The 17,331-nt window shown below is 33.7% G+C and carries 18 protein-coding genes; 9 read left to right on the top strand and 9 right to left on the bottom strand.

Translation table 11 applies throughout. The features are described 5' to 3' along the window. The first annotated feature begins 62 nt into the window (after positions 1-62). Genes pyrH through N4A31_02465 form a run of 4 tightly spaced genes read left to right on the top strand, consistent with a single transcriptional unit; the run spans position 63 to position 2,668 of the window. Entirely contained in the window at positions 63-776 is a 714-nt protein-coding gene (gene pyrH, locus N4A31_02450; GenBank protein ID MCT4635094.1) for a UMP kinase, read from the top strand. 14 nt (positions 777-790) lie between these two features. After that, positions 791-1,351: a ribosome recycling factor gene (frr, locus tag N4A31_02455; protein ID MCT4635095.1), complete on the top strand. Its 561-nt coding sequence runs from the start codon at positions 791-793 to the stop codon at positions 1,349-1,351. Between the two features lie 27 nt (positions 1,352-1,378). Continuing rightward, positions 1,379-1,918: a hypothetical protein gene (locus tag N4A31_02460; GenBank protein ID MCT4635096.1), complete on the top strand. Its 540-nt coding sequence runs from the start codon at positions 1,379-1,381 to the stop codon at positions 1,916-1,918. Positions 1,919-1,939: 21 nt separating this feature from the next. Continuing rightward, the gene (locus N4A31_02465) at positions 1,940-2,668 is read left to right on the top strand and encodes a hypothetical protein (GenBank protein ID MCT4635097.1); all 729 of its coding nucleotides are present in this window, start codon (positions 1,940-1,942) and stop codon (positions 2,666-2,668) included. A 135-nt stretch (positions 2,669-2,803) separates the two neighbouring features. On the opposite strand, the gene N4A31_02470 is transcribed toward N4A31_02465, so the two are convergent. Genes N4A31_02470 through rpoZ form a run of 3 tightly spaced genes read right to left on the bottom strand, consistent with a single transcriptional unit; the run spans position 2,804 to position 6,622 of the window. Then, positions 2,804-4,537, bottom strand: a complete 1,734-nt coding sequence (locus N4A31_02470) for an ABC transporter transmembrane domain-containing protein (GenBank protein ID MCT4635098.1) — start codon at positions 4,535-4,537, stop codon at positions 2,804-2,806. 3 nt (positions 4,538-4,540) lie between these two features. Next, entirely contained in the window at positions 4,541-6,184 is a 1,644-nt protein-coding gene (locus N4A31_02475) for a hypothetical protein (protein MCT4635099.1), read from the bottom strand. A 27-nt stretch (positions 6,185-6,211) separates the two neighbouring features. Further along, the gene (gene rpoZ, locus N4A31_02480; GenBank protein MCT4635100.1) at positions 6,212-6,622 is read right to left on the bottom strand and encodes a DNA-directed RNA polymerase subunit omega; all 411 of its coding nucleotides are present in this window, start codon (positions 6,620-6,622) and stop codon (positions 6,212-6,214) included. A 217-nt stretch (positions 6,623-6,839) separates the two neighbouring features. Here rpoZ and N4A31_02485 point away from each other — a divergent pair, with 217 nt between their 5' ends. Further along, a complete protein-coding gene (locus N4A31_02485; GenBank protein ID MCT4635101.1) occupies positions 6,840-7,157 on the top strand; it encodes a multidrug efflux SMR transporter in 318 nt (105 codons plus the stop codon). Between the two features lie 2 nt (positions 7,158-7,159). On the opposite strand, the gene N4A31_02490 is transcribed toward N4A31_02485, so the two are convergent. The 6 genes from N4A31_02490 to N4A31_02515 form a co-directional block, all read right to left on the bottom strand. Then, positions 7,160-7,837, bottom strand: a complete 678-nt coding sequence (locus N4A31_02490; protein MCT4635102.1) for a hypothetical protein — start codon at positions 7,835-7,837, stop codon at positions 7,160-7,162. Next, the gene (locus N4A31_02495) at positions 7,830-9,071 is read right to left on the bottom strand and encodes a dicarboxylate/amino acid:cation symporter (GenBank protein MCT4635103.1); all 1,242 of its coding nucleotides are present in this window, start codon (positions 9,069-9,071) and stop codon (positions 7,830-7,832) included. Before N4A31_02495 ends, N4A31_02490 begins: the two co-directional genes overlap by 8 nt. 1,124 nt (positions 9,072-10,195) lie before the next feature. Further along, positions 10,196-10,570, bottom strand: a complete 375-nt coding sequence (locus N4A31_02500) for a hypothetical protein (GenBank protein ID MCT4635104.1) — start codon at positions 10,568-10,570, stop codon at positions 10,196-10,198. Between the two features lie 712 nt (positions 10,571-11,282). Beyond that, positions 11,283-12,401: a DNA polymerase III subunit beta gene (gene dnaN, locus N4A31_02505; GenBank protein MCT4635105.1), complete on the bottom strand. Its 1,119-nt coding sequence runs from the start codon at positions 12,399-12,401 to the stop codon at positions 11,283-11,285. Between the two features lie 39 nt (positions 12,402-12,440). Next, positions 12,441-13,844 (bottom strand): chromosomal replication initiator protein DnaA, encoded by a 1,404-nt coding sequence (dnaA, locus tag N4A31_02510; protein ID MCT4635106.1) that lies wholly within the window; start codon positions 13,842-13,844, stop codon positions 12,441-12,443. After that, positions 13,841-14,281, bottom strand: a complete 441-nt coding sequence (locus N4A31_02515; protein ID MCT4635107.1) for a rhodanese-like domain-containing protein — start codon at positions 14,279-14,281, stop codon at positions 13,841-13,843. Before N4A31_02515 ends, dnaA begins: the two co-directional genes overlap by 4 nt. A 309-nt stretch (positions 14,282-14,590) precedes the next feature. Between N4A31_02515 and N4A31_02520 the strand changes: the two genes are divergently transcribed. Genes N4A31_02520 through N4A31_02535 form a run of 4 tightly spaced genes read left to right on the top strand, consistent with a single transcriptional unit; the run spans position 14,591 to position 17,248 of the window. After that, positions 14,591-14,968, top strand: coding sequence for an NADH-quinone oxidoreductase subunit A (locus N4A31_02520; GenBank protein MCT4635108.1), 378 nt, complete (start codon positions 14,591-14,593; stop codon positions 14,966-14,968). Continuing rightward, on the top strand, positions 14,965-15,495 hold the full coding sequence (locus N4A31_02525) for an NADH-quinone oxidoreductase subunit B (protein MCT4635109.1): 531 nt from the start codon (positions 14,965-14,967) through the stop codon (positions 15,493-15,495). Before N4A31_02520 ends, N4A31_02525 begins: the two co-directional genes overlap by 4 nt. Next, entirely contained in the window at positions 15,495-16,070 is a 576-nt protein-coding gene (locus N4A31_02530) for an NADH-quinone oxidoreductase subunit C (GenBank protein MCT4635110.1), read from the top strand. Before N4A31_02525 ends, N4A31_02530 begins: the two co-directional genes overlap by 1 nt. Continuing rightward, positions 16,070-17,248 carry an NADH-quinone oxidoreductase subunit D gene (locus N4A31_02535; protein MCT4635111.1) on the top strand — a complete coding sequence of 393 codons (1,179 nt, stop codon included), beginning with the start codon at positions 16,070-16,072 and terminating at the stop codon, positions 17,246-17,248. Before N4A31_02530 ends, N4A31_02535 begins: the two co-directional genes overlap by 1 nt. The last annotated feature ends 83 nt before the right edge of the window (positions 17,249-17,331 follow it).

A 17,331-nucleotide genomic window follows, 5' to 3' on the forward strand; every position in this document is an offset into this window, starting at 1 on the left:
TGTGCCCACATCCAGTTTATCTTTAACAATAGAAAAATTATATTTATAAGGCATAAACTCTAGTGACCAAGAAAAAATTTAAACGAGTTCTCCTCAAAATATCCGGAGAAGCATTAATGGGAGATACAGCTTTTGGTATTGATTTACCCACTGTGCAAAACATCTGCAAAAACATTAAAAAAGTTTATGAACAAGGCCATGAAATTTGTTTAGTTACCGGCGGAGGAAACATCTTCCGTGGAGTGTCAGTTGCCGCAGAAGGCATGGAGCGTGCAAGCGCAGATTATATGGGAATGCTTGCTACGGTTATAAATGCTCTATCGATCCAAAATTGCTTAGAATCCATGGGGATCCCAACCAGAGTTCAATCAGCTATTCCAATGACTACCGTTTGCGAACCATATGCTAGACGCAGAGCTATGCGTCATATGGAAAAGAAAAGAATTGTTATCTTTGCTGGCGGAACTGGAAGTCCTTTTTTCACAACTGACACAACGGCCACTCTAAGAGCAATTGAAATGAATTGTGATGCTGTTTTAAAAGGATCTCAAGTTGATGGAGTATATTCATCTGACCCTAAAACAAATGAGAATGCAAGTCGCTTCAATACACTAACATATAAAGATGTTCTAACAAAAGATCTTAAAGTTATGGATTCTTCTGCCATTGCAATGGCAAGAGATAATCACTTACCAATTATTGTATTTTCTATTCAAGAGCCTGAAGCTTTAGCTGAAGTTGTTGATGGAAAAGGTAAATTTACTATTATAAGCTAGGAGAAATTTTAAAAATGTCTATAGAAGAAGCGATTAATAATCTTGAAGTAAAAATGAAAAAAACTATTGCAAGTTTGGAGCATGAATTGGTGGGCATTAGAACTGGAAGAGCCTCCCCCAATTTAATTGAACCAATCTTAGCTGATGTTTATGGTAGCAAAATGCCAATTAGCCAAACAGCAACCGTTAGCTCTATGGATGCTAGAACTTTGTCCGTTCAAGTATGGGACGCTGCAAATGTTAAAGCGGTTGAAAAAGCTATAGCTAATGCCAATTTAGGGGTGAACCCTATTGCTGAAGGACAAAATATACGAGTATCTCTACCAAGTTTAACAGAAGAGAGAAGAGTTGAATTTGCTAAACTTGCTTCTAAATATGGAGAAACTTCAAAAGTTTCTATCCGCAATGCACGTCGCGATGTTATGGAATCAATAAAGAAGGCAGAGAAAGAGAAAGAAATATCAGAAGATGAACAAAAAAAGCTTAATGATAAAGTTCAAAAAACTACTGATAGCTATATAAAACAAATAGACGAGAAAGTAGCTGCAAAAGAAAAAGAAATTAAGCAGGTATAAGATAACATTATAAAATAGGTTATTATCATGAGAAAATTGTTTTTTAAAATAACTAGTATTATTACCTTATTATCTGTTCTTACAGGATGCGGCAGAGATCTATCTAGCAATATGTATACCAGTGACTCAACCCTCAGCTTTACAATGGAAGGGGTTATTGTTGCAACTCGCCCAATTATAATAAAAGATGCCGACAATATGTCTGATAATACCGGAGGAATGTTAGCAGGTGGAGCAATGGGTGCGGCATTAGGATCTGGAGCAGGAAGTGGATCTGGAACTACAATGACCATTGTAGGAGGAGCGATCGTTGGTGGGCTTGCTGGAGCAGTTCTTCAAGGAAAACTCAGCGAAGGTAAGGGCTATGAATATATTGTTAAAGTTGATACTTCAAGCTTAAAAGATGGATATTTTGACGGCAATAAAGCAATTAGAAATGTGATATCTACAGCTAAAACCACTGGGTTGATTACCATTGTGCAAGGAGCTGACGTTGTTTTAAAAGAAAAACAAAAAGTATATATAATATACTCTGATAATCGTACTAGAGTTATAGCAGCTTCTTAAAAATTCTAAAGAGATGTTTTTATGCGTATATTACGTGCTATTTTATTAATTGTATTAGCATTAAACTTCTGTGCTTGCGTTAATTACACTTCTGTTCGCTATACTCCAGAATATAAATCTGTGATAAATCAGAATCCTGAAATATTAATTCTGCCTCCAGAAGCTGAAGTTGTGACCGTTGAAGCATCTGGAAAAAGCCAAAAAATGTATGATTATGAATATAATATAGAATTTATCATAGCTAACCAATTAATCTCTGAATTAGCAAAAAAAGGATTCAAATCAAAGCTGCTGGATAGAAAAACTATTTATGATTATAAATTGAATGAAGCAATTGCACAACTAGATCAAATTTACGAAAAAAATCGTAATGAACTTTACACCCCCACTTTATGGGCAGAAGAAAAAGCATTTTCAATAAGTAACAATATTGGTCCAAGCGCTATAAATATTGGCTCTAAGACTAATAGCAAAATATTATTGGTTACTAATTATGCAAGAGCTATTAAAACCAGTGGATCTAGAACAAAAGATGTTATGATGGATCTCTTTTTAGGAACTAGACATTCAGATAATGCCGATAATGCTATTATCGTTATTGGGATTATAGAAATAAAAACCGGCAGAATATTATGGACTAATAGACTAACAGCTATGCGTGGTGTATTCTCCTCATCCTCAAATAAAGAGGAAGAAGAGAAACAAATGGAAGCTATTATTAAAAATATATTAGCGCCTTTAAACAAATAAGACCTAACAATTTATAACACCTAACTGTACTGAAATTGCCCCCTTTTTGCATCATAAAAATATTTATTAAACTAAATATATAATAGAATAAAGTCTTTAATTAGAGAATTAGTTAGTTTTGCTGTCAAATTATTATCACTTAATAGAGTGCTTATTCAGTTTCTGGTATAATTCATTATTTCTAAGCAAATCATCATGTTTTCCTTGAGCCACAATTTTTCCTTTGTCTAATACTATAATAGAATCGGCATTAGCAATGGTGGAAATGCGATGGGCAATTACCAAGGTGGTACGGTTTTTTCTAAGTCTATTTAGCGCCAATTGAACCAGCTTCTCATTCTCACCATCTAGGGCGCTAGTGGCTTCATCAAGCAATAGAATTTTAGGGTTACACAAAATTGCTCTAGCAATGGCAATTCTTTGTTTCTGCCCACCAGATAATTTAACCCCCTTCTCACCTAAATGAGTGTTTAATCCATTTGGCATTGAATTAAAGAATTCAAATATTTCTGCTAAGCGAGCAGCCTCTTCCACTTCTGACTTGGTAGCATCTATTTTGCCATAAAGAATATTCTCATAAGCTGTGCCAGAAAAAATCACTGCATCTTGAGATACAAATGCAAATAAATTGCGTAAATCTTTTAAAAGTAATTTCTTTATATCAACATCACCTAATAATATTTTTCCTGAATCTGGATCATAAAAACGTAGTAACAATTGAAAAATGGTGCTTTTACCAGCGCCAGATGGCCCAACTAAAGCTATGATGCTTCCCTCTTTAATATTAAAGCTAATATCATCTAAAACTAGAGATTCTTCTCTGGAAGGATAAGTAAAGGATATATTTTGTATATCTATGTTTAATTGGTCATCATTTTTAAGTTTTACAGGTCTTTTAACCTCACTAATAGAATCTTCCGCGCGATCAATTTCCATTATTCTTTCTAATGCTCCACTAGCTCTCTGCCAATCGCTATAGACCTCACTTAATCCACCAATACTAGTTGCCACCAATATTGCATAAAATATAAAAGAGGAAAGAGCTCCAGCAGTCATTTCTCCTGATAATACATCTTGTCCACCAACCCAGAGAACAAGAGCCACGGCAGACAATACTAGCAGAATAACTAATGCAAATAGTAATGATCTCAACTTAATTCTTTTATAAGCAACCTCTTGCGATTTATCAGTTAGAGAAACAAATTGTTGATATTCAAATTCCTCACGATTATAAGCCTGAACAGCTTTGATAAAGCTTAAACTTTCTTCTAAATGAGAATTACATACAGCCACACTATGTTGATTTTTCTTGGATAACTTACGAGTATTCCTACCTATTATTATTATAGGAAGTAAAATTACAGGCAGGATCAATAATACATAGCTAGTAAGCTTAAGACTAGTGAACAACAAGAGAATTAATCCACCTATGGCCATCAAACTATTGCGCAAAGAAAAAGAAGCAATCATAACAATGGTGTTGCTAACAAGTGTAAGATCTGTAGTGAGACGAGAACAAATATCACCAACTTTATAAATGTCAAAATAACCGGGAGAAATATTAATAATGTTCTTATAAACAGACTTTCTAATATTACTCTCTAATTGCTCAGAAATCCAATTAACTCTTAATGATCTGGCATAGCTAGCTAAAGAAATAAGAGCCACCATAATTAAAAGTAAAATAAAGGCATCATTTAAACCATTTAAATTATTATTGACGAACCCCTGATCAATTAGATGCTTCAAGGCATATCCTAAACCTAGAATAGCAGAAGAAACAATTGCAATAGAAATAAAAATTATAATTATTTGCAAACGAAATGGTGCTAGATAGCCAGATAAAAATTTGAGAGCTTTAAGCTGCATAACTTATCTTTTTTGATTAAAGAATATCTCTGGTAGGATAATTGATTTTCCATCAAGTTGATAGTATTTATATGCATTATCTAAATATATTCTTTGAAGCATATCTTCAGTGACCTCACTATTCTTTAAAACTTCAGATTCTATATCTTTAATTAAATGATTTAGGATACTGTGATTACTGGAAAACGCCATTAGATTGGTACTAATTTTTAGTGAATCAAATATTTTATGTAACTTAGAGAATTTACCGTAATATCCATATTTATGATGGAACTCATTTAATTTAACAGGTTCAAAGCCATTTCCTACATATAAACCACCCTTCTTACGGAGCAAATAAAACTTTCCAGCCACTTTAAGGGCTTTTTTATTAATATCCATTATCTTAGCTGGAATGAATTGTTGCAAATAATCAGAATCCACAATCTGCACTTTAAAGCCAGGATTTAACTCTTGCCATTTTTCTTTTAAAGAAGATATGTGCTGCTTAGGAAGGTTCCCTCTTTCAAGATAAATCACCTTAGGAATAGTGGCCTCCACGCTATATTCAACATTTGCAGGAAAATTACGGTTAAATAAATCTCTAAATGCTAGATAATATTTATCTCGGAATTTTAGCAATTTATATAACCATCCTTTAATTTTACTTTTCTCAAATATTGCACTGGAGAAGCTAGAATAATTCATAAGACTATTTTGCTTGTCATAAAAGTGGAAACTCATAGTTTCAGGTCGAATCTCTATTTTGTTAGATAATTTTGCTCTACCCCGAAATGTATTGCTTAAAAAATTTAATATTGGTCTATTATTTACAAAATATATAGGAATGTTATAGCCAGATGGCAAAACAATGCTTTTATATTTTGCTTGATCTTCTTCAGTTAAAAAACTAAATACAGCATCACTCAAAGGATACATAGTTCTCTGTACAGCTAAATTATGATTAGACCTACGGAAGCTAGTCCAACTATTGCTGAGATTATTTTCAAATTCTTCTTCAACCAAATTCCAGTTGCTTCTGATATTAAGCAAAGTTCTTTCAAGTATCGGATGGTTAGGCACAGCAGCTATCATATTATTTGCTATGGTAACCTGTTTTTTATTTAGAGCTGGAGGCTCCATATTAATATAAAAGTCATACTTATGGTGAAGCTCATCAAAATTTGTGAAACATTCGATATCTGCATCAACGTATAAACCACCATAACGATAAATAATTTCATATCTAGCGATGTCAGCCTGCTCTGCATAACTTCTAGCTAGAAAGAATAAATCTATATTAGGAAAGTTCTCTTTTAATATATCCTCTTGATTCCAAACTTTAATTTGCCAATCTGGATGATGCTGACGCCAAGTTTCTAAAAAATATTGATAGTTTTTAGGCATTGGAGATTTTCCAAGCCATATTTGGTGTATTGTTTTGGGAATGATCGGAGAAGGATTAGATGGAGTTTTGCTTGGTTTTAGTCTTTCGTAGTTATTTCTTAGTAGATTTAATTCTATATTTGCATTAGGATTCAAATATTGAGCGGAATATTCTCTCATTAAATCAAAGCCATTAGAGTGACTAAAATTTACATCATCAAATCCAAATGCAGACACATTAATAAACAATGATAGACATAAAATTTTAAAATTAAACCGCATATCTAATTCTTTATAGCTTGTAGAAAATTAATCTTCAGGTTCTATATTCTCATCCTCAAAAGATATTTCTTCTTCGAACTCTTCTGCTAACTCAATGCTAGACATACCCTCAGAAAGCTCATCTTCAAAACTAGAAGCAAACTGATTGGCTTCTTTTTCATCTGATTCGATATAATTTTCTGTTTTATTATCATCTAAACTATCTTCTATATGAAGATTTTTACGATAATCTTGTATTATATTACTTCTTAATAATTCAACATTCAATTTCTTGGCAGCAATCTCTCTAAGAGCTACAACAGCATTTTTATCATTACTTTTTTCTACTAATATAGGAGATCCAGCACCAATGTCTCTTCCTCTTCTACTAGCTAAAACTACTAATTCAAAATGATCTGGAACTACTTTCTTGCAATCTTCTACTGTGACACGTGCCATTGGGAATATCCTTAATTTGATTGATAATTCTGAGAATTATACCCAAAATTTTTCATTTAGCAAGTCTTTAAATGACCTATATTGTTATCATAATCTTACCTTTAACTTAAAGCAAGAAAATAACGCAATTTGACTTTTTCAAGGAGTCTGTTAAAATAAATACCACTTTCAAACAAAATATTAACACATAATTATAACTATGGGGCAAGAGTTAGAAATGGCGTGGATTTATCTTTTTATAGCAGGATTATCTGAAGTATGCTGGGCAGTTAGCATAAAACATTGTGATGGAATTAGACCAAGCCTCCCGATGTTACTAGTAGCTATAGCAATCACCCTAAGTATTGTCTGTTTTGGCAATGCAGTAAAAAGCATACCTATGAGCGTGGCTTATGCTATATGGACTGGTATTGGAATAGTTGGACTATTTATTTATGGAGCATTCATCTTAAAAGAACCCGTTTCAATATCTAATGTAATCTTTGTATCAATGATTCTAATAGGGATAATTGGCCTAAAACTTCAGGTAAAGTAGTTTTATAATTCTTGATAATATTCTCCTGCAAAAGTCATCCAAGATTGATTCTCATCATAACTAAATTCAGCCTCTTTAAGCATTAAATTTTCTGCAGTTAATCTAGAATCATAAGATGTAAGATTATAAGTACTAGAATCCCAATTATTTTCTTCAATTGCAATCTTAGCCAATTCTGAAATTGATAAAGTATTTTCTTCAAATGAAGTTTTTATAACAACCCGAGCATTTTCCGTGATTTTTAAAAGATTATCTCTTGTGAGATCTTTGTTAATTTGATCAATCACGTAATTATAATGAAGGGGATTAGTAGCTGATACAAGACATATCTTAAAATGCTCTGTTGCTTGACTCTCAGAAAACTCAAATATTCTTTCTTTAGCTTCCTTAGTTAATTCACACATGGAATTCCAAGCAGTTTCAATCTCAGGACCATTTTTAATTCCTAATTGATAAGATATTTTAGCTTTAAACTCATTTGTATCTATTTTTCCAAGATTATAACTATCTATAGTTTTATAATAAGCTTTATCGATCAAAAGAGCACTATAAACCCTAGCTTCTGTGAAATATGGGAAATATGATTCTTTAGCTAAGAGATCACTAAACGCAGCAACTGATTTAGTTATATCACTTTTTATAAGCCCACCTAAAGAAATAAAATAAACTTTTTTAGTCATTACAGACCTCCTCTTCTATTTTTACCTTCTCATTCACAACTTTAGCAACACATGAATCTGACCATACATTAAGAGAAGTTTCAACCATATCAATAATACTATAAAATGGCAGGATTATTCCAAGCAATGCCATTGGTATGTTCATACTAGCTAATAAACTGGCACTTAAGAAAAAACATCCCATAGGAACTCCAGCATTACCAATTGCGGCAATGGTTGCAACAAATATCCAGAGTATCATTGTGCCTAAACTAATATCTACACCATTATTTTGCATTAGATAAATCACTGTAGTAAAAATAAAGGCGGCACAGCCATTCATATTAATGCTAGTGCAAAGAGGCAGAATAAATCTACTAATCTTCGGATTAATTTTTAAATTCTTCTCAGCCATTTCCATGGTAACCGGTAGAGTACCAGTAGAAGACTTTGAGAAAAAAGCCAATGACAATGCTGGAAACATGCCTTTCATAGCTTCAAAGGGATTTATATTATTTGACTTAAGCCAAATCGGCAATACTATAAAACCTTGAATTACATTAGCTAATAATATCACTGCCAGATATCCGGAAAGAGCCATAATGTCCATACCTTCTTGCAGCTGAACTACCGTTGCTGTTATAAATCCATAAAGACCTATTGGTATTATCTTAACCACCCAATTAGTAATAACTAAAAATATTCCATGAGCCCCTTTAAAGAAATTGATAATTGTTTCTTTTGCTTGCTCTTCTTTTATATAACGAATGGCTATACCAATAAATACTCCAACCATTAGCACTCCCATCACTTGATGCTCTAAGAAAGGAGAAAAAATATTAGCCGGAATAAGACCTGTAATATGCTGAGCATAGCTGACATTATCAGGCTTAGCATAAATAAGATTTTCTTCAACTCCATGAATAGAACTTGGTTTAATTACTAAATATAGTAAACAGCTAACACCTGCTGCTATGATTGTGGTGCTTAAAGTATAAAAAATACTCCGCTTCCAGACATGCCCCATTGAGGCTTTAGACATATAACTTGATAAAGTAACAATAATTGACAAAGCAATGATCGGCAGACTGATACATTTAAAAATTCTTATAAAAACATCTGAAATTAAAAGACCGGTATCCTTCAATATCGCAATGTCTGATAATCCACTAAAAATACCTAATGCTATCATTAAGATATAAATAGTGGCTGAGTTAAAGAAAGTTTTTGTTTGAACTCCGTGTTGTACACACATAGTTACACCTCGCTATTTTAAAGATGTAACAGTAACAAAAAATTAATAAAAAATAAAGATAAACTTGGGAAGGATAAGTTTTTACCAAATTCTCTCGCCCTGTAAGCTTAAGGGATGACGAAGAACATGAGGGATGGTTATGAGCAGATCTGCCCATTTAAGGAGGGAATTTTTAAGCTAAAGCAATTCTAAAAGACTAGCGTGGAGAATATAAAACATAAAGAACCGTCATTATTGTCAAACAATTGTTTGACGATAATCCAGTTAGAAAATTTTTACTGGATCCTCGGACCTTACGGTCCAAGGATGACGAAGAAAGGGATGGCCCAAGGAAGATGAAAAAGGGGTGCGGGACAAGAGTGATGAAAAAGGAACGGACAAGGGCCACTAAAAAGCCAATGACTTAAAGGATAAAAAAAAGAACATGAGGGATGGTTATGAGTAGATATACCCATTTTAAGGAGGGAATTTTTAAGCTAAGTTACACTTAAACGACGATTAGTGTTTTTCTTTAAGTTTTAATTTGCTTTCGTTTTATAATCTTAAAGAAATAAAATTTGTTATTGATGTAATTTCAATAATATAATTTTAATATTTGCAAAGTTTTGTTTATTTTCACATCAAAAAAAAACTTAGCGCGTTTCTAAAACTAATTAGAAACTAAAAAAAAGACGTTACCGGTGAATAAACAATCCATCTCTTCCCTTTGCGTAAACTAGGCATTTCCTAAAAGGTTTTTAATAAACTGTTTCACCAACAATATTGGGCACCAAATCTAACACTTGCACTGATAGTCCGGTAAGAATGTTTTTTGTCAAACTAATTAAATTTATAATTCGCGAGGTCATAAATGTAAGAGGAATTATAAATTAATCAATTTGTGCACTTGTATTGAATTAGATTTACAAATTACTCTAACGTTAAACTGCTTGACTGATGAAATACATCAATAACAATTATTACAATATCACAGCACATAAATAAATGTCATACCCCCTCCTTAAATTTTTTTATTTCAGGAAAGCAAACGCCACAATCACTTATAAAATTATGTGATATCTTAAATAAAGAGTGGTGGTGAGGATCTTATCTATAATTAAATAGAATCATCTATAAATTAATGATTATTCTGCACTGTTTTCACTGTTCATACCAGCCATAGAACCTTCTGCCCTAATTCTAACATCAAAAATAGAAAAGCTACCAATTGTACACCCCTCTCCAATCTTCTCACGTTCACCAAAACCGCCATAATTAGTAAGCATATTAACTGAATTATCTTCTAAATACACATGTCTATTCTCTACCATAGGGTTTACACTACAAAAATTTGGACATTCATGTATGTGAAGTTCCGTACCTTTTAACTCTACTAATTGAGGCTTACAAAAAGTTGAAAACAAAAAATCCTCATCTACCACTTCATTATCATTATATATGATGCTAGTTATTTCTTCTGTTGCCCCCAAATAAGAACCTATACGATCCTTAATTGTCATAACATTTATCCTTAGTAAAAATTGAAACTCCTCTTTGTTTGTAAGTAACATAATTGGTTGCAAGAGTCAAAGGGTAAAATGCAATTATTGTAGCTTAAAGGATGATGAATTAAACCAAAAGGTCTAATAGTTTTTTGTCCTGGATTTCAAGCTAAACTTGCAGTTTAGCTTTTAAGTGATAAATTGGCATCACTCTTGAATTGGTTTATACCAATTCGAAAATCCAGTTGGTAAGTGTCTACTGGATCCTCGGACCTTACGGTCCAAGGATGACGAAAAAAGGAGCTGGTCCAAGGATGACGAAGAAAAAAAGCGAGCCAAGGATGACCAAGGGTGATAGAAGAAAGAGATTGGGACGAGAATGAAGAAAAAAGGGAACGGACCAAAAGTAACGGAAGAAGGAAATTTGGACCGAAGGCGATGAAGAAAGAAAAGGGCAAGGGTGACGATAGTGTTAAAACATTCCGTCATTGCGAGGAACATCATATTTTCCTCGTCATTGCGAGGAAGCGTTAGCGACGAAGCAATCCATATGGAGTGCCTGAGATTGCCACGCGCTTTATAAAAAAGCGCTCGCAATGACGAGAGATAGGAGGAAGTGCTCGCTGGTAACGAGGGATAGCTAGTGAAGACAGAGAGGGCAAAGGAGCTCGTTGGTGACAAGGGAAAGTATATATCTCTCACTGGTGGCGAGGGAAGGATAAGAAATACCCTAGCCTCTCATTGGCATCAGAACAAAGTCAGTATTTGCATCTTTTTTAGCACGAACTAAAACTGCAGAGAATGGATCACTAAGCTTAAATTCAACATCATCGCTACTATCTATAACCGCCATGATATCAAGCAAATATTTTGCATTAAATGAAATTTCAAATTGTTCAATATTACAATCTATTTCTAATTTCTCACTAGCTAAGCTTTGATGATCCCCACCAGCGCTAAGCTCAAGCGCTGCACCATTAACTGTAACTTTAATTGCTTGTGATTTTTCCATCATAATAGTGGAAACACGGTCAACAGCTCTTGCCATTTCAACACTTGATAAATTGAAATATAAAGTGTTGCTTGCTGGAATAAGACTTAAATAATCAGGAAATTCTGCATCAATTAACTTACTCACAATCACCACATCGCCAATTGTAAGCCTTAACTTAACCGGAGAAACCTCAAAGAGAACATCACTTTGATGATCGGCTAGAATTTTTAATATCTCAAAAATAGATTTTCTTGGGATTATAATTGCCGGCATATTTTCTGCATCTTTAGGCAGAGGAATTTTTACACTTGATAAACGATGACCATCAGTTGCAGTTGCCCTTAGCGCATTCTCAGTTGGAATTGGATGAAAATAAATGCCATTTAAATGATATCTACCATCTTCTTGATTTATTGTATTGCGATTCTTTTCAATCATTTTCTGCATCAAATTATGGGGAACATAAAATTTGCAATCAAAAGATCCTGAATCAATTTTCGGGAATTCATTTGCGTTTAGAAATGGCAAATGAAACACCGAATAACCTGAAGAAACCTCAACCATTGTGGGCTGATCTATACTTGTTTTAAGATTAATCACTTCATCAGAAAATTTACGAACAATTTCATATAATGTGTGAGCAGGTAAAGTTAAAGCACCTTCTGCTGTGCTTTCTGCTTGAATTGTTTCAGTGATTGAAAGACCTGTATCCACAGCCGTGATTGTGAGTGCATTATTCACAGCCTCTAATTTTAAATGAGAAGCAATTCCAGTAACATTCCTGCGTTCTACAACAGATTGCACATGAGATAACGCCTTTACAAAAACACTACGTTGAACAGTAACTTCAAACATTTTTCCACCTATTTTTTATTATATTTAGAGCAAGAAACTTTAAGCTTGCAATATTTTTGATAATATATGCAGATCTTCACTAACTTCAGCATCTGATTCTTTTAATTTCTCAACAGTTTTTAGAGCATGCATCACTGTGGTATGGTCTTTACCACCAAATTTACGACCAATCTCCATCAAACTCTTACTGGTTAAATCTTTAGATAGATACATAGCGATCTGTCTTGGTCTTGCAATGGAACGCATTCTTTTATTTGATGACATATCATTCATTTTAATATTGTAATGCTCTGCAACCTTCTTCTGAATTTCTTCAATAGAGATTACTCTTTCACTTGATCTTAGCAAATCACGTAATATTTCATGAGTGTTTTCTAAACTGATTTCTCTACCAACTAATTTTGAAATGGCCACCACCTTGTTTAGAGCACCTTCAAGCTCTCTCACATTTGAAGTGATTTTACTAGCTAAAAACTCCAATACTGATTTGGGCACCTGAACATTCATTTGCTCAATTTTAGAAAGCAAAATTCCGAGTCTTAACTCATAATTAGTGCTATGCACATCTGCAACCAGCCCCCATCCAAGACGAGATTTAATACGCTCTTCCATTCCATCTAAATCTGAAGGAGAACGATCACAAGAAATAACAATCTGGCAGTTATTATCAATTAATGCATTAAATGTATGGAAGAATTCTTCCTGGGTGCTATCTTTCCCACAAATAAATTGCACATCATCAATCATTAGAACGTCTACCGAACGGAAATGCTCCTTAAACGACATAATTTCTTTATTACGCAAAGCACGAACAAACTGATACATAAATTTCTCTGCAGAAATATACATCACTTTACGATTCTTATTGTTACCGTATAAATGCCAAGCGATGGCATGCATCAAATGAGTTTTTCCAAGCCCTACTCCACCATATAAAAACAATGGATTTGTTTTGCTATCAGCCTGGCTAGATTCAGCTACAGATCTTGCAGCAGCATAAGCAAATTCATTTGGTGCACCAACCACAAAATTATCGAAAGTGAATCTATCATCTAAAACTGAAGTTAAATCATAATTCTGATAAAAATTAGTAGTTTCAACAACATTCTTTTCTTCATAGATATCAACATTAGATGAGTTAACATTAGCACTGCTAACAATATTAGCTTGAGAATCTGCTACTTGAATTTCAAGATCTATTATATTACTATCAAACGTTTTCCAGGAACCTTTAATACTGTCTAAATAATGAGTTAAAACCCATTCACGAATGAATTTTGTTGGAGCAATAATTTTTAAAATTCCATCATCAGCTGAAAGGAAGTTAATTTTAGACAGCCAGCTTTTAAAAGTTGCTTCGCCATGCTCATCTCTTAACTTATTTTGAACTTGTTGCCAGATCTCATTTTGCCCTAAATTACTAGAAACTGCTGAAGGATTCATACTTCTCTCCTAGGCAAATCACTGTTCATCCAACCACTCTTACTCATTTTATCTCCTACAAATCCATCTTCAACATTAAATGCTTTTTTATAACCTAAACTCAATGCCACTTCAGCCGCCTGCATTGATCTTCCACCAGATTTACAGATAAAGTATAATTCAACTTCCCTATTGGAAAAAAGCTGTTCTAAATCATTTATAAAATTACTATTTTGATGAATGCTTGGAGTTAAAAATACCCAACTGAGTAATTTAACTTCCTTTTTGATAGCACCCAAATCTGCAACCCCCGTTTCCTGCCATTCTTCTGGCGTCCTAACGTCTATGAGATATGCTTTTTCTTTTGCTTGCAAAGCCTTCCAACATTGTGCAGAACTTACTTTACCAACAGCAAAGCCGGTGATATTTTTCATGCCTATTAGTATAATGATTTCCATAAATATGGTCTGATCATTATCCCTCCAATTATTCAAAGAGTAAACCCATTTATTTCATTTTTTTCTAAATAAATATATTGACAAAATTTGACATTATTGCCCCAATCAAGAAATCTCTGAATTCATACAATTAAAAAAATAAAAATTATTTTCAAAATAATTATACAGATAAAACATCCCTCAATTATAGGATATATAGTTAACTATATTTTAATCTATTAGATGTACAAACTTATTATTTATGGACATTTAGCTCAATTAGCATTATAAATTATTGATCCTATTTTAATTTTATGGAGCATCATTTTTATGTATGAATTTGTAGAACAAAATATTACCCATTATCTACCAATCATAATTTTTTTATGCGTTGCATCAGTTTTGTCTTTTATAATGATAATTATACCAACTCTTTTTGCAGCTCATAAACCTGACAAAGAAAAAGTCTCTCCTTATGAATGCGGCTTTGATCCTTTTCAAGATTCACGTATTGAATTTGACGTTCGTTTTTATCTGGTTGCTATTTTATTCATTATTTTTGATCTAGAAGTTATATTTCTATTCCCTTGGGCCATAACCTTAGGTAAAATAGGCGCGTTAGGATTTTGGTCAATGATGATATTTTTAGGCTTATTGACCATAGGATTTATTTACGAATGGAAAAAAGGTGCTTTAGAGTGGGAATGAAGACAATAGATTTTGATAAACTGAAAAAAGACCAAGATTATGCTTTCTATGAAGTTAATGAAGAATTAAGTAATAAAGGATATATTATTACCAAAATGGAAGACTTAGTCAATTGGGCCAGAACTGGCTCACTTTGGCCAATGACCTTTGGACTGGCTTGCTGTGCAGTTGAAATGATGCAAGCAGCCGCCAGCCGCTATGATCTAGACAGATTAGGATTAGTATTTAGACCAAGCCCAAGACAATCAGATGTGATGATTGTGGCCGGTACTTTAACTAATAAAATGGCTCCTGCCTTACGTAAAGTATACGATCAAATGGCTGAACCACGTTATGTTATATCTATGGGAAGCTGCGCTAATGGTGGTGGCTATTATCACTATTCCTACTCAGTAGTTAGAGGCTGCGACAGAATAGTTCCAGTGGATGTGTATGTCCCGGGTTGCCCTCCAACCGCAGAAGCCTTACTCTATGGAATCATGCAATTACAAAAAAAGATCAATAGAACCGGAGTTATTAAGCGCTAATGTTAAAACAACTAAAAAAAGATTTCAAAAACAAAGAAATTAGCTTTAGTGAAAAAGATTATATGATAACTATGCTCATCAAGCAGAAAGATCTAAAAGAAATTCTGAAATCTTTAAAAAACCAGCAATTCAATGTACTCACCGATTTATCAGCAATAGACTATCCAGAGCGAACTGAACGCTTTGAAATGATCTATAATTTGCTTAATATTTATGATAATAAAAGAATCATATTAAAATTCTCTGTAGCTGATAAAAAACCTGTGGAATCTATAGCTGATATTTTTAGTGCAAGCGTTTGGTACGAAAGAGAAGTTTGGGACATGTTTGGAATTCATTTTAACAATAGCCCAGATCTTCGTAGAATTCTCACTGACTATGATTTTGAAGGACATCCACTTCGCAAAGATTTTCCTCTAACAGGATTTCAAGAAGTTCATTACGATAAAAAACAAGAGAAAGTTGTCTATGCTCCTGTTGAATTACCTCAAGAATTCCGTAGCTTTGATTTTATGAGCCCCTGGGAAGGAGCTAAATATATCTTACCTGGCGATGAAAAGGTGGAGAAGAAATAATGAGCGAAAAAAACACCAGAAATATGACTATCAATTTTGGCCCACAACATCCTGCAGCCCATGGTGTGTTACGCCTTATTTTGGAGATGGATGGAGAAGTTATCACCAGGGCTGACCCACATATTGGACTTCTTCACAGAGGAACTGAGAAATTAATTGAACATAAGACCTATCTTCAATCTGTTCCTTACTTTGATCGCTTAGATTACGTATCTCCAATGTGCCAAGAACATGCATTTGCCTTAGCAGCTGAGGAGCTACTTGGCTGTGAAGTGCCAAAAAGAGCTCAATATATTAGAGTATTATTTTCTGAACTAACTAGAATTCTAAACCATACTCTTAATATAGCTACCCAGGCTTTAGATGTGGGAGCAACCACTCCCCTATTATGGCTGTTTGAGGAACGTGAGAAAATCATGGTTCTTTATGAGAAAGCTTCAGGATCTAGAATGCATGCTGCATATTTTAGACCAGGTGGAGTTTCTCAAGATTTACCAGAAGGATTATTAGAAGAAATTGCAGAATTTGCTGAAAGCTTCCCAAAAATATTAAAAGACACTGAAGGACTGCTAACAGAGAATAGAATTTTCAAACAACGCACTGTAAATATTGGAGTTGTTAGCAAAGAACAAGCTTTAGATTGGGGATTCAGCGGAGTGATGCTTCGTGGATCTGGATTTGCTTGGGACCTAAGAAAAAGCCAACCATATGACGTTTATGATCAAATGGATTTTGATATACCTATTGGCAAAAATGGTGATTGCTATGACCGCTATCTTTTAAGAGTGGAAGAAATGTATCAATCATTGAAAATTATCAAGCAATGTATTAAAGAAATGCCAGAAGGCCCGGTTAAAACTTTAGACAGTAAAATAACTCCACCTTCTAGATCAGAAATGAAGCAATCTATGGAAGCATTAATTCATCACTTCAAATTATACACTGAAGGATATCATGTTCCAAAAGGAGAAGTATATGCTGCAGTGGAAGCACCTAAAGGAGAATTTGGTGTGTTCTTAGTGTCCGATGGAAGCAATAAACCGTATCGTTGTAGAATAAAAGCACCAGGCTTTGCCCATCTTCAAGGGTTAGAATTTATGTCTCGTGGACATATGATTGCAGATGTGGTTGCGAATATTGGTAGTTTAGATATTGTTTTTGGAGAAGTGGATAGATGAACAAGCGTAGACCAGCACCTAAAGATCAACAACCGGAAACTTTTGCTTTCACTGAAAAAAACTTAAAAGAAGCAAAAAAGCAT

This window comes from Rickettsiales bacterium (assembly GCA_025210695.1).
GTDB lineage: Bacteria > Pseudomonadota > Alphaproteobacteria > Rickettsiales > CANDYO01 > CANDYO01.

Bases quoted from the DNA above. Each gene is read 5' to 3' on its own strand.
- N4A31_02490 (MCT4635102.1), bottom strand. From the start codon at position 7,837: ATGACTAAAAAAGTTTATTTTATTTCTTTAGGTGGGCTTATAAAAAGT.
- rpoZ (MCT4635100.1), bottom strand. From the start codon at position 6,622: ATGGCACGTGTCACAGTAGAAGATTGCAAGAAAGTAGTTCCAGATCAT.
- N4A31_02465 (MCT4635097.1), top strand. From the start codon at position 1,940: ATGCGTATATTACGTGCTATTTTATTAATTGTATTAGCATTAAACTTC.
- N4A31_02535 (MCT4635111.1), top strand. From the start codon at position 16,070: ATGAGCGAAAAAAACACCAGAAATATGACTATCAATTTTGGCCCACAA.
- dnaN (MCT4635105.1), bottom strand. From the start codon at position 12,401: ATGTTTGAAGTTACTGTTCAACGTAGTGTTTTTGTAAAGGCGTTATCT.
- N4A31_02485 (MCT4635101.1), top strand. From the start codon at position 6,840: ATGGCGTGGATTTATCTTTTTATAGCAGGATTATCTGAAGTATGCTGG.
- N4A31_02495 (MCT4635103.1), bottom strand. From the start codon at position 9,071: ATGTGTGTACAACACGGAGTTCAAACAAAAACTTTCTTTAACTCAGCC.
- N4A31_02470 (MCT4635098.1), bottom strand. From the start codon at position 4,537: ATGCAGCTTAAAGCTCTCAAATTTTTATCTGGCTATCTAGCACCATTT.
- N4A31_02500 (MCT4635104.1), bottom strand. From the start codon at position 10,570: ATGACAATTAAGGATCGTATAGGTTCTTATTTGGGGGCAACAGAAGAA.
- N4A31_02530 (MCT4635110.1), top strand. From the start codon at position 15,495: ATGTTAAAACAACTAAAAAAAGATTTCAAAAACAAAGAAATTAGCTTT.
- frr (MCT4635095.1), top strand. From the start codon at position 791: ATGTCTATAGAAGAAGCGATTAATAATCTTGAAGTAAAAATGAAAAAA.
- N4A31_02475 (MCT4635099.1), bottom strand. From the start codon at position 6,184: ATGCGGTTTAATTTTAAAATTTTATGTCTATCATTGTTTATTAATGTG.
- N4A31_02515 (MCT4635107.1), bottom strand. From the start codon at position 14,281: ATGGAAATCATTATACTAATAGGCATGAAAAATATCACCGGCTTTGCT.
- N4A31_02460 (MCT4635096.1), top strand. From the start codon at position 1,379: ATGAGAAAATTGTTTTTTAAAATAACTAGTATTATTACCTTATTATCT.
- N4A31_02520 (MCT4635108.1), top strand. From the start codon at position 14,591: ATGTATGAATTTGTAGAACAAAATATTACCCATTATCTACCAATCATA.
- N4A31_02525 (MCT4635109.1), top strand. From the start codon at position 14,965: ATGAAGACAATAGATTTTGATAAACTGAAAAAAGACCAAGATTATGCT.
- dnaA (MCT4635106.1), bottom strand. From the start codon at position 13,844: ATGAATCCTTCAGCAGTTTCTAGTAATTTAGGGCAAAATGAGATCTGG.